Origin of the sequence: Acinetobacter lwoffii, assembly GCF_049367455.1 — a bacterium.
In the GTDB taxonomy this organism is placed as follows: domain Bacteria; phylum Pseudomonadota; class Gammaproteobacteria; order Pseudomonadales; family Moraxellaceae; genus Acinetobacter; species Acinetobacter lwoffii_W.
Map to the genome: position 1 here is coordinate 346,450 of NZ_JBMPXW010000001.1, position 11,917 is coordinate 358,366.

An 11,917-nucleotide genomic window follows, 5' to 3' on the forward strand; every position below is an offset into this window, starting at 1 on the left:
GAGAGGACTCCTTTAGCTGACCGCAACCTGTTGCATCACATTAAACGTTTCAGCTTCACTCAAACCCAGACGATGCGAAGTCACCGCGACAAATACCGCCTGCACATCATCCGGTGTGACAAAAGCGCGTTGTTGAATCAGGGCATGCGCTTGTGCTGCACGCTTTAAGGCCAGAAGGCCACGCGTAGAAAGTCCATGACGGCTTTTACGAGTTTTTTCTGCGAGATCGAGCAAATATTCCTGAATAGCTTCACTGATAAATATCTGATGAGTCAGATTTTGCAGATCCAGAATTTCATCTTCAGTAAAAATATGTGCCAGACTGGCAATCAGGGCAAAACGAGATTCCTGCTGTAATAACAGTTTTTCTGCATGGCGCGATGGATAACCTAAAGACAAACGCATCAGGAAACGGTCCAGTTGGGATTCCGGCAAAGCATAGGTTCCACTTTGAAACAGCGGGTTTTGTGTGGCAATCACCCAGAAAGGTTTCGGTAAGGCATAACGCACCCCATCAATGGTGGCATAGCCCTCTTCCATGGCCTCGAGTAAGGCGCTCTGGGTTTTGGGACTACAACGGTTGATTTCATCTGCCAGTAAAATCTGGGTAAAAATTGGGCCTTGTTTAAACTCGAACTGATGTTCTTTCTGGTTAAACATATTAATGCCGATAACATCACTGGCCAGCATGTCATTGGTAAATTGAATCCGCTGGAACTTCAACCCTGCTAGATGTGCCAGACTGCTGGCTAATGTGGTTTTACCCAACCCGGGTAAATCCTCAAATAAGACATGCCCACCTGCAATCAGACAGCAAAGTGCCAGTTTGGTCTGAGCCTGCTTATCCAACACAATGGCATTAACTTCTTCAAAAAAACGCTGGATCTTGGGTGCACAACTTGCAATCTTTTGTTCAAGCCCTGTATTGATGTGTGCAATGTCGTTATTTTCCTTTTGTTTCATGCCCCAGATCACAATAAATTCCTTAATAAAACATGGCCTAAGATTAACATACACTGAAATTTAAATTTTCCCAAAAGATCAATCATCTGTCTGTGTAACAGGATAAAAATATTCGCTAGAAAATGACGAGGGTTCAAATACTAGAAGAGTCAAAATGATCAGGTGGAAAACATAGGGGGATACAGAAAAATAAACAAAATAGCCGACACCTGTAGAGATCATTTTTCTTTTCGCTCCAATGTCAAAATATCGACATATGCTCATTTATCTATTTGAAAAAAATCATACTTAAAAGGTATAGAGACTTAAGCGATTTCCTGGATTTTTATAAAAATTTTCTCAGCTAGCTCAGTCAATGACATCAGATTTAACCGAATCGTCTATTTCTCATATTAATTTTGCATGATAAAAAAAGCGCCCCGAAAGGCGCTTGCTATGAATTAATGATTAACACGGACACTTCTTCATATCACCACCCGCAGATGGATAACGGGAATCCACACAATGGCGATAAAATGTTTTCGGGTCCATAGCTTCCAGATCCGGATGATGCTTGCGCATATGCTCCACATAGGTCTGATAATCAGGGACACCAACCATCAGGCGGAAACTTTGCTGCAAACGTTGCCACAAGGTCGCAATCCGTGACCAGTTTTTCGGATTCAGGATTAAATCCTTTTGTGACATCACGGTCATTTTGATGATTTTATAAATCATCGTTTTCCCGCTTTTGGCAAACTTCAGATTCATAATATTCCCCTTAATGACCTTTCGCTGGCTGAATCTCTTCAGGATCGCGATAAATCGCTTCTGCTTCATGCACAGATGGCTCAGGATTGGCCAAGGCACGACGGATCACCCGAATCGCGGCAAACAACATCACAAAGGCCACAATCATAAAGAAAGCACAGAGTGCAGCATTGATCTGGTTTGACATCGCCACCGTCTGCATTTCTGCCACAGTTTTCGCTGGCGCCAGGATTTCATTATTGGCAATCGCCGTGTTGAAACGGTCAGCTTGCGCAAGGAAACCAATCTTTGGATTTTCGTGGAAAATCTTTTGCCAGCCTGCTGTCATGGAAGTGATGAACAGGAACACTGTCGGGATAATTGTCACCCAGACATATTTCTGTTTTTTCATCTTGAACAGAATGACGGTACCGAGAATGAGCGCCATCGCAGCCAGAATCTGGTTACCAATACCGAAGAGTGGCCATAAACTGTTAATCCCGCCTAATGGATCGACGACGCCCTGATAGACGAAGAAGCCCCAGCCTGCCACTGCAACCGCAGTACCCAACAGGTTTCCGAAGAAGTTATGAGATTGTTTTACCGCAGGAATCACGATACCGACGGTATCCTGAACCATGAAACGACAGGCACGAGTACCGGCATCAACAGCAGTCAGGATGAATAATGCTTCAAATAGAATCGCAAAGTGATACCAGAATGCCATCATTTCACGGCTGTTGAAAATTTCCGTAATGATATGTGCCATACCAATTGCAAAAGTTGGCGCACCACCAGTACGTGACAGAATCGAATTTTCACCGACTTCCTGTGCCAGTAAAGTCAAGGCTTCAGGCGTTACCACAAAACCAAGGGTTCGCACTGCTTCTGCTGCACTTTCTGCAGTAGTACCAAGCAAGGCTGCTGGTGAGTTAATCGCAAAATAAATTCCTGGATCCAGAATTGCAGCACAGATCAAGGCCATGATCGCTACAAAAGATTCCATCAACATGCCGCCATAACCGATCATACGGATATCGCGTTCGTTATTGACCAGTTTCGGTGTCGTCCCTGAAGAAACCAAGGCATGGAAACCGGAAATCGCACCACAGGCAATAGTAATAAACAGGAATGGAAACATAGAACCTGCGAATACAGGACCAGTACCATCAACGAATTTGGTAATCGCTGGCAGTTTCATTTCAGGCATGGCAAACAGGATACCCACGGCCAAACCTGCAATCACGCCAATTTTCAGGAAGGTCGACAGATAATCACGTGGGGCAAGCAATAGCCAGACTGGCAGTACCGAAGCAATAAAACCATAAATGATCAGCGCCCAAGTCAGTTCAGTGCCAGAAAGTGTAAAGAATGGCCCCCAATATGGATGTTGTGCGATGTTTTCACCGTAGATAATGCCCAGCATCATCAAGACGAAACCAATAATCGAAACTTCAGCAATTTTACCCGGGCGGATAAAACGCATGTAGATGCCCATAAAGATCGCAATCGGAATGGTGGCTGCAATACTGAACACACCCCATGGGCTGTTGGTTAGCGCTTTCACCACCACCAGTGCCAATACCGCCAGAATGATAATCATCACACCCAAGGCACCAAGCATCACGATAATACCGGCAAAAGTACCCAGTTCCTGCTTGGCCATTTCACCGAGTGATCGACCGTCACGACGGGTAGAAATAAACAGCACCAGAAAATCCTGGACTGCACCGGCAAGCACCACGCCGACCAGTAGCCAGATCGTGCCCGGCAGATAACCCATCTGCGCTGCAAGGATTGGACCGACTAAAGGACCTGCACCGGCAATCGCCGCAAAGTGATGGCCAAACAGAACGCTTTTATTGGTCGGCACATAGTCCAGACCATCGGCCAGACGATGCGCAGGCGTTAAACGGCGTTCATTCAGCTCAAATACTTTGGTGGCGATAAACAAACTGTAGAAACGGTAAGCAATGCTATAGACGCAGGCGGCGGCAAGTACCAGCCAGACTGCATTGACATGCTCACCCCGACTCAGTGCCAGGACTCCAAAGGAGACTGCACCCACAATGGCTACCAAAAGCCAAATCATTTTCGAAGTCAGCGTCGACTTCTTTTGTAAAGTTTCCATTCAATCCCTCATATTGTGATGCATACAAATCAGCGTGATTGTTGTTGTTCGAGGTACTGCTGTTTTCCCTTGCGACTTTACGCCTGTTCTTTTGCTTTTCCTCTACGACTTTGGCATAAAAAAAGGGATGATTTAAATCATCCCTCTCGATAATAGTCTATTTTCAAACCATTATGCACGTTCTAAATAGTCACCAGTACGGGTATCTACACGAACGCTTTCTTCTTGCTGTACGAATAATGGAACACGTACTACAGCACCTGTTTCAAGTTTCGCTGGCTTACCGCCACCGCCAGAAGTATCACCACGAACACCTGGATCAGTTTCAACGATTTTAAGTACGACGAAGTTCGGTGGAGTCACGTTTAAAGGCACGCCATTGAACAACATGATGGTACATTTTTCATTTGAATCGTCTTTTAACCATTTTGCAGCATCGCTCATTGCTGTTTTATCAGCTGCGATCTGTTCAAAGGTAACAGGATCCATGAAGTTCCACATTTCGCCATCGTTGTACAAGTATTCCATTTCTACTTCAACGATATCAGCCGCTTCTAGGTTCTCGCCTGATTTGAAAGTTTTTTCCAGAACTTTACCTGATTTAAGGTTACGTAATTTTACGCGGTTAAAAGCTTGGCCTTTACCTGGTTTTACGTATTCGTTTTCCATGATTGAACATGGGTTGCCATCAAGCATAACCTTAAGGCCTGACTTGAAATCATTCGTAGAATAATAGGCCATGACTGGCGCACTCCAAACTTACTAACTTTAATCTATTGATGCTATGGGCTGTTGCGATGTCATTTAGCAAGTCTGACACGAACATTGAGTTGCCACATGCACATTCATTTGATGTTGCGTATTCTAAATGAGCAATACACTTTGCCGCAATGAAAAAATCCGCTTTCACCCACTCAGGCTGTTTAAGTTACAATCAGACATGAAAATCCTTTGTTTATTCATGTCTTGCTCAACGTTAAAATACCATCAGGCGAGCACGAAGATCAGCATAGCTGAATCACTCTTTATTTTATAGCGCAGTGGATTATTGCGCTTCCGCACAAACTGTTAAACTGTGCCCATCAGGCTTTGTCCTCTCACTTATTATTGTTAATCTTCCGGCATGACGAACTATTTATATCAAGAACAAAACTGGCAATCACAGCTCAGCGACCTGATCACTGATCCACGCGAACTGCTTGAAGTGCTGCAACTCGCACCTGAACAGCTTCTCTCAGGCGCCATTTTAGCTTCTGAACAGTTTAAACTGCGCGTACCACGTGCTTTTGTGGGCAAAATGCAGACCGGAAACCCTTTAGACCCATTGCTTTTACAAGTGCTGCCCCATCATCTGGAACTGGAAGAACATCCAGGATTTGTTACCGATCCCTTGGGCGAAGAACAGGCCAATCAGCAACCCGGCGTACTGCACAAATATAAATCCCGTTTCTTGCTGACCTTGACTGGTGCCTGTGCCGTGCATTGCCGTTATTGTTTCCGCCGACATTTCCCCTATCAGGAAAATCTGCCTAAAAACGAAGACTGGATAAATATCAAGCAATATCTGGAAAGCCAGCCTGATATTAATGAAGTAATTCTGAGCGGCGGTGATCCATTAACCTTATCGAACCGGAAATTAAAAACCTGGATTGAACGACTAGAATCAGTACCACATCTCAAATTCTTAAGAATACATTCACGAGTTCCTATTGTGATCCCCAACCGAGTCGACGAAGAGCTACTTAGCATGTTAAAAAACAGTAGGCTACGTATTATTCTGGTGGTACACTCAAACCATGCATCGGAGCTGGATGACTTCACTTGCAAGCGTTTAAACCAACTGGTTCAACAGCAGATCACCGTTCTGAATCAGGCAGTTTTATTAAACGGGGTGAATGATTCTGCTCAGGTTTTAGTAGATTTAAGCTATCGCTTGTTTGATGCCGGGGTCATGCCTTATTATTTACATGTACTTGATAAAGTAAAAGGTGCGCATCATTTTGATTTGGTGCCTGACCATATTAATGAGATTTATACAGAAGTTTTAGCGAACCTTCCGGGGTATTTGGTTCCTAAACTGGTTCGAGAAATAGCGGGCGAGAAGAATAAGACACCGCTTTTTGGGGTTTCAACATTTTTGAGTTAAATAATAAAGATGAGCACGCATACTTCAGACATTTTTCAGACACCGACGGAACTTAAACGAGAGCAGTTGAGCTTTTGCCCAACCACTGCCAAGGCTTTGCAGGAATGGGTTGCGGGCATTTCGATTCTACAGCTGGGGAATTCATCCAAATCCCTGTTTAATGCCCTATTGGAAGTTTCCGAGCTGAAATGTACAGAAACCCTGCGCTTTGACCTGATTCAGGTCTTGCATCCTACCCTTGAAAATGTTCTGACCAGTCTGGAAAAGCATTTTGTCAATCAGGGACTGATCACATCGGATCGTAATGACCAGATTATTGAACTGGCCATGCTGCTGCGCAGTCATTTTGCCAAAATTTATATTGACATCGTCAAACGCTGTAATCATCAGCTGACCCATCAGAAGTTTTCGCTATTCTCTCTGGGTAAAAAGAAAAGCATTCAAACTGCCCGAATGGTGTCGATTTATTATGCCCTGCAACAACTCACACTTCTGTTATATCAACAGCATATGCTGTATAGCACGCCAGGTCTGGGACAATGGCTGGCTGCCCATCAACTGCTTGAATGTGCAATAAACAATAATTTCTATCAAAGCAATATCAATCAGGTATTAGGCACCCAGCATGAAATCCAGAATATTGCACATGCCTATGCACAGCTGATTTTACTGGATATCTTCAATACTCATCAGATCCGGCCTGCAGAAATTCAGGGCTTGTATGTATGCAGTTTTGACTGGGCCAAACTGGTGCAGATCCTGCCGAAGGAAACCACGCTGTCCCGTTATGTGGTTGATGCCAGCAAAGACCATCCACCGATCTTTAACACCCATCAAGAGCCACAGTTTCAGCCGAGCTTCTATATTTCCACACAGAACCTGATGGATCATTTAACGGGTACTCAAAGCAAAAATGCCCAGTATCTATCGCGAAATGAAAAACTGTTCCTGACCCCTGCACTGCATTTTCATATCTACAATCTGCTCTCGAACAATGTTGAGCGTCGTCATGAACGTTATGAATATTCAGCACAGATCAATATCTGCTTTGGCTTAAGCGTGGCGCATTTTTACCTGTCTAAAGGTAAAAACTTCAACGAAACCCTGGAACTCGATGCCAATTATAATTTCCAGAGCGAAAGCAGTTTTGTCAGCTCGATGGAAAACACGATTCCAAGTGCCTTTAGCAGTATCAAGGCGCTCGATCGTGAAACGAAACAGATCCATAGCGCTGAAGTTCTGGATATCAGTGTCAATGGTTACCGGATTAAATGGACCGGTGTTACGCCTGCCAATTTAAAAACCGGTGAATTTATTCTGGTTCAGGAAAAAACCCAGAGCCAGTGGCGTGGCGGTGTGATTCGCTGGATCAAGCAGTCAACGGATAAGAGCCTAGAAATCGGACTAGAAATTCTGGCACAAGAACTCTTTCCTTGCGCGGCCTATGCACGTACTGAACGTCATCATGTCAATTATCAACCCGCACTCTTGGTGAAAATGACGCAACTTGATCAGGTTTCGACCAGTCTCATCGTGTCTGGCTCCCAGATGTTTAGGGAAAAACAAACGATTCATTTACGTCTCGGTCAGGAAGAACTCAAAATCTATCTGACCAAAGCACAACTGATTACGCAGAGTTTCATCCGTTTTGATTATGAATTATTGAATGATCAGGAAGAAGAGATGATCGAAAACTTTATCGATCAGCACATGAATGAAAGCAGAAATCATGATTTATGGGAAGCATTGAAGTGAGAAATCCATTATTGTCTAAAAAGTTAAAACGTACTGAAACACGTTTACTGATTATTGATGATAATCAAATTAGATATAACCAAATCCGTGATCTGCTGACCAGTAATGATTATCAGGTAGATGCTGTCCTGCTGGATGATCTGCAATCTTTTGAAAAACAATTAAATTTCAACTGGGATCTGATTATTTTTGGGCGTGCCTACGACCTGAAATATGAACAGGCCTTAAGTTTGGTGCGCCTTTCGCAGCAGCCTAATCTGCCGATGATTTTGCTTAAACCGGATGATTACCAGGCTGAACAATATGCGCAATATATCCGTAAAGGGATCTATGACATTCTCAATTTTGACTACCTGGAACGCTTTTATGTGGGACTGGTTCGAGCATTGTCATTTAGCCGTTTGTCACAGTCTCAGCAACATTTAATGACGGAGCTGGAAACAGCACAAATTCAGGCACAATCTTTGGTAGACGACAGCAACCGTGCTGTTGCAACCATTCAGGAAGGGATTCACATTCAGGCGAATGCGGACTACCTGAAACTGTTTGGCTTGCAAAATGAAGATGAGATCATTGGTCTACCTTTACTAGATCTGCTCCAGCCTTCAGATTTGAATGATTTTAAAACCCGTTTCAAAAAGATCTCTCAGGGTCAATTTGATTTAGGTCGAGTCGAGATTCAGTCTCTGAATCCGCATGTGTCCGCATCTAACCCATTAAAACTGGAATTCTTGCCTTCAACTGCTGAAGAAGATGCAGTACAAATTAGCATTGATACTCAATCTCAAACAGTTTTTTCCGAGAAAACTCCTGGAAAACCAAGTGTTTTTCAGTCACTTAAACGTGAACTGAACAAGCAGTCTGCACCGGTGAATGCCTTAGTCACTTTCTCTTTAAGTGCATATGACCCGGAAGTTCTACAATCTGACTGGGCCACTTTTAATGGGTACTTTGATGCAGTCAAAGAATTCCTCAAGGAACAGACCCATATTCCCCTGTTTAAACTGGAATATGATGTCGTTGTCGGTCTGTTTCAGGCAGACTCTAAAGCAATTCTTGAATCCAAACTGATCAGTTTAAATGCCTTAAGCAAACCGCAACTCATTACAGTGGGACAAAAGTCATTCCCTCTAAATTTGCGCTTGGGCTATGTCATGCTTGAACAGGGTTTGCAGGATGAAATGCACTGCAATACGCTGATTGGACAAGCATTCTCGACATCTTTACCTCAAGCAGAAGCTGTACCTGAATTTAAACTTGATATTCCTGCGTCACTGAGCAGTCCGGTTGCGGTAGAAATGCCAAGTATAGATTTCAGTGTTGCTGAAACACCAGTTGCCAGCCCAACATTGGCAGCCGTCAGTCCAGCAGTCACGTCTATTCCTAGCGCTACACCTTCTATTTTGAAAGCCTTAAGTGAATGTCTGGAACGTGGTGAGATTCATTTAAAGTATCAGCAACTCTATGATAAAGAAGATACGCGTTTATATACCTATGAAGTGACCAGTGGCTTTATTTTTGAGAATAAATGGCAGGATATTTCTAGCCTTTTAGAACTTCATGAAGATGATGAACTGTCCATTAAACTGGATCGCTGGATTCTGGTTGAAGCCAGTAAACAGCTACACAACTTTATTACCCAGTATCCTGATGCAAGCTTAATTGTCAATTTGAACCGTGCCGTACTATTTAAAGACCGCACCTTCCCGGAATTTATTTCCAAGCTGATTACGATTATTCGCAGTAAAGTGAAGCATCCGCTAATCTTGCAATTCTCAGAAGAAGATATTTTACTGAATCAACAAGATGCACAAAAATATCTACGCGTGCTGTATGAACATGGCGCACTGATTGCACTGCGTGATTTTGGTCAATCCATGTACAGTCAAAATTTACTGCGCGAACTTGAACTGGATGGTGTCAGCTTACATTCAAACTTAACCAATATGCTCAATAAAGATACCGAGATTGAGCAACTACAGGAAAAAATTACCAGCTACAATGAAATCAAGCCACTCAATATTCTGATCCGTGAATTAAATGATATGACACTGTTCGCGAATGCCTGGAACGTGGATGCCCGCTTTATTCAGGGGAATTATTTCCAGAAAAAACTTGATCATTTGATTGATGTGCAAGAGCATTAAGTGCTGCTACAAACCTGCAACTTAGAAAGTGGCATGATCATCTTCTGAATTGCAGGTACAAAAAAACGGGCTGAACACCCGTTTTTTTTATTTTGGGTATTAACGTTTAACAGAACGTGACATACCAGCAAAACGTTGTTTGAACTTGTCGATACGACCGCCAGTGTCAACGTTCTTCTGCTTACCAGTGTAGAACGGGTGGCAAGCTGAACATACGTCTAGATAAAGAGTTTCTTTACCAAGAGCTGAACGAGTTTCGATTACGTTACCACATGAACAAGTAGCAACTAAAGTTTCATATTTTGGGTGAATATCGGCGCGCATCGTCGATTACTCCATTAGATTCAAGAAGGTTTAGCTGTCATCGCTATTGATCACTCTCAAATGAGGAAGCAGGAACATCGTTCATGCAGATCAACACCACAACAGACCATTCTTTTGGCCCACCGAGACGGATACCGTCAGAGCTAAGCACAACAAGTGGGCATTATTATACGTGAAACGAATTCAATATGCGAATTATTCTTCAGCTTCCAATCCACTCTCTTTGGCCCACAGATTGGCAATAATCCCGCAGACCATTAACTGAATCTGATGGAAAATCATGATCGGCAAGACAATCATGCCCAGCGGCTGGCCAATAAATAAAATTTGCGCCATTGGTACGCCACTGGCCAGGGTTTTCTTGGAGCCACAGAAGAACACCGTTTTCTGATCAGCGCGATCAAAGCCCAGCCAGCGTGGAATATAAAGTGATAATAGCATCACAATGGTGAGTAACACCGAACAAGCCAGCAATAACAACAATAAGGTACTCAGGCTCACTTCATTCCACAACCCGGCCACTACGGCGCTACTAAAAGCTCCATACACCACCAATAAAATAGAACCTTGATCGAAGACCTTGACGATTTTTGGCATTTTCATCATTTGCGGATAGATCCATGGACGCAGAATCTGCCCTAAAATAAATGGCACCAAGAGCAGCAGTGTAATCTGGATAATCGAGGAAGTCGGATCAAAACCATGATCAGATTGACCGAGAATAAAAAATGCTACCAATAGCGGAGTAATAAACATCCCGATCAAATTGGAAAAAGAGGCACTACATACCGCCCCGGCGACATTGCCATGAGCCACTGAAGTAAAGGCGATCGAGGATTGCACAGTGGATGGCAGGAAACACATAAACAGGAAACCCCAATACAGCTCCTGTCCGAGCATTGGCAATAAAATCGGCTTGGCCAGAAGTCCGAGAATTGGAAACAGGGCAAAAGTTAGCGCAAAAACCAAAGTATGCAATTTCCAGTGCATAATGCCTTGCACCACGGCTTCACGAGACAGTTTGGCGCCGTGCAGGAAAAACAGGATGGCAATCGCTCCTGTCGTTACCCAGCCAAAGACTTCAGCCGCCTGCCCCGAAACTGGCAGCACACTGGCCAGCAAAACCATCACAAACAACAGTATCGTAAACCGATCCAATGCCAAGAACTTAAGCATATCCCTATAATCCCTCAGATTTTATTGTTTGATATAAAAATGCCCGGCTATCTTAACAGATGCCGGGCCCATGCTATGCACTCAGATTGATGTAATATTTTCATCTATACATGAATGCATTTCATATATCTCGCCACATCACACTTAGTTATTACGTGCATTGTTGTCTTGCTGAATCAGCTCGATCTTGTAGCCATCTGGATCTTCAACAAATGCAATTACAGTCACGCCACCTTTCATTGGGCCGGCTTCACGCACCACATTACCGCCACGCGCTTTAATCTCTTCACACGCCTTGTATGCATCATCGACTGCAATTGCGATATGACCATAAGCATTGCCCAGTTCATAGCTGTCTGTATCCCAGTTATGCGTCAATTCCAGTACGGTGTGATTTTCTTCATCGCCATAACCGACAAAAGCCAGGGTAAAACGGCCTTCTTCGTAATCACGCTTACGAAGCAAAGTCATGCCAAGTACTTCAGTATAGAACTTGAGAGATTGTTCTAAATTGCCTACACGTAACATGGTATGCAGCATGCGCAT

Annotated in this window: 10 protein-coding genes; 3 read left to right on the plus strand and 7 right to left on the minus strand. The window is 43.6% G+C overall.

The window, feature by feature from the left end; genetic code table 11:
• Positions 1-12: 12 nt before the first annotated feature.
• The 4 genes from ACO1B7_RS01750 to efp all read right to left on the minus strand — a co-directional run bounded on the left by ACO1B7_RS01750 (position 13) and on the right by efp (position 4,564).
• A complete protein-coding gene (locus tag ACO1B7_RS01750) occupies positions 13-975 on the minus strand; it encodes an AAA family ATPase (protein ID WP_420937424.1) in 963 nt (320 codons plus the stop codon).
• 435 nt (positions 976-1,410) lie between these two features.
• A complete protein-coding gene (locus ACO1B7_RS01755; protein ID WP_171054308.1) occupies positions 1,411-1,716 on the minus strand; it encodes a YbdD/YjiX family protein in 306 nt (101 codons plus the stop codon).
• Positions 1,717-1,723: 7 nt separating this feature from the next.
• Positions 1,724-3,823, minus strand: a complete 2,100-nt coding sequence (locus ACO1B7_RS01760; protein ID WP_004730055.1) for a carbon starvation CstA family protein — start codon at positions 3,821-3,823, stop codon at positions 1,724-1,726.
• 171 nt (positions 3,824-3,994) lie between these two features.
• Positions 3,995-4,564, minus strand: coding sequence for an elongation factor P (efp, locus tag ACO1B7_RS01765; protein ID WP_004279747.1), 570 nt, complete (start codon positions 4,562-4,564; stop codon positions 3,995-3,997).
• Positions 4,565-4,946: 382 nt separating this feature from the next.
• On the opposite strand from efp, the gene epmB reads away from it, so the two are divergent.
• The 3 genes from epmB to ACO1B7_RS01780 are packed head-to-tail and all read left to right on the plus strand — an operon-like array spanning position 4,947 to position 9,871.
• Positions 4,947-5,969 carry an EF-P beta-lysylation protein EpmB gene (gene epmB, locus ACO1B7_RS01770; protein WP_222112004.1) on the plus strand — a complete coding sequence of 341 codons (1,023 nt, stop codon included), beginning with the start codon at positions 4,947-4,949 and terminating at the stop codon, positions 5,967-5,969.
• A gap of 9 nt (positions 5,970-5,978) precedes the next feature.
• Entirely contained in the window at positions 5,979-7,724 is a 1,746-nt protein-coding gene (locus ACO1B7_RS01775; RefSeq protein ID WP_420937425.1) for a GTPase, read from the plus strand.
• Positions 7,706-9,871, plus strand: coding sequence for an EAL domain-containing protein (locus ACO1B7_RS01780; protein WP_420937426.1), 2,166 nt, complete (start codon positions 7,706-7,708; stop codon positions 9,869-9,871). Before ACO1B7_RS01775 ends, ACO1B7_RS01780 begins: the two co-directional genes overlap by 19 nt.
• 99 nt (positions 9,872-9,970) lie before the next feature.
• Here the strand turns inward: ACO1B7_RS01780 and rpmE are convergent, their stop codons facing one another.
• From rpmE to gloA, 3 genes are all read right to left on the minus strand, one after another.
• On the minus strand, positions 9,971-10,195 hold the full coding sequence (gene rpmE, locus ACO1B7_RS01785) for a 50S ribosomal protein L31 (RefSeq protein ID WP_004279743.1): 225 nt from the start codon (positions 10,193-10,195) through the stop codon (positions 9,971-9,973).
• A gap of 195 nt (positions 10,196-10,390) precedes the next feature.
• Entirely contained in the window at positions 10,391-11,371 is a 981-nt protein-coding gene (locus ACO1B7_RS01790; protein WP_420937427.1) for a bile acid:sodium symporter family protein, read from the minus strand.
• Between the two features lie 144 nt (positions 11,372-11,515).
• Positions 11,516-11,917, minus strand: coding sequence for a lactoylglutathione lyase (gloA, locus tag ACO1B7_RS01795; protein WP_004279741.1), 402 nt, complete (start codon positions 11,915-11,917; stop codon positions 11,516-11,518).

Coding starts and splice junctions, on each gene's coding strand:
- ACO1B7_RS01760 (WP_004730055.1), bottom strand. CDS start 3,823: ATGGAAACTTTACAAAAGAAGTCGACGCTGACTTCGAAAATGATTTGG.
- efp (WP_004279747.1), bottom strand. CDS start 4,564: ATGGCCTATTATTCTACGAATGATTTCAAGTCAGGCCTTAAGGTTATG.
- epmB (WP_222112004.1), top strand. CDS start 4,947: ATGACGAACTATTTATATCAAGAACAAAACTGGCAATCACAGCTCAGC.
- ACO1B7_RS01775 (WP_420937425.1), top strand. CDS start 5,979: ATGAGCACGCATACTTCAGACATTTTTCAGACACCGACGGAACTTAAA.
- ACO1B7_RS01780 (WP_420937426.1), top strand. CDS start 7,706: ATGGGAAGCATTGAAGTGAGAAATCCATTATTGTCTAAAAAGTTAAAA.
- rpmE (WP_004279743.1), bottom strand. CDS start 10,195: ATGCGCGCCGATATTCACCCAAAATATGAAACTTTAGTTGCTACTTGT.
- ACO1B7_RS01790 (WP_420937427.1), bottom strand. CDS start 11,371: ATGCTTAAGTTCTTGGCATTGGATCGGTTTACGATACTGTTGTTTGTG.
- gloA (WP_004279741.1), bottom strand. CDS start 11,917: ATGCGCATGCTGCATACCATGTTACGTGTAGGCAATTTAGAACAATCT.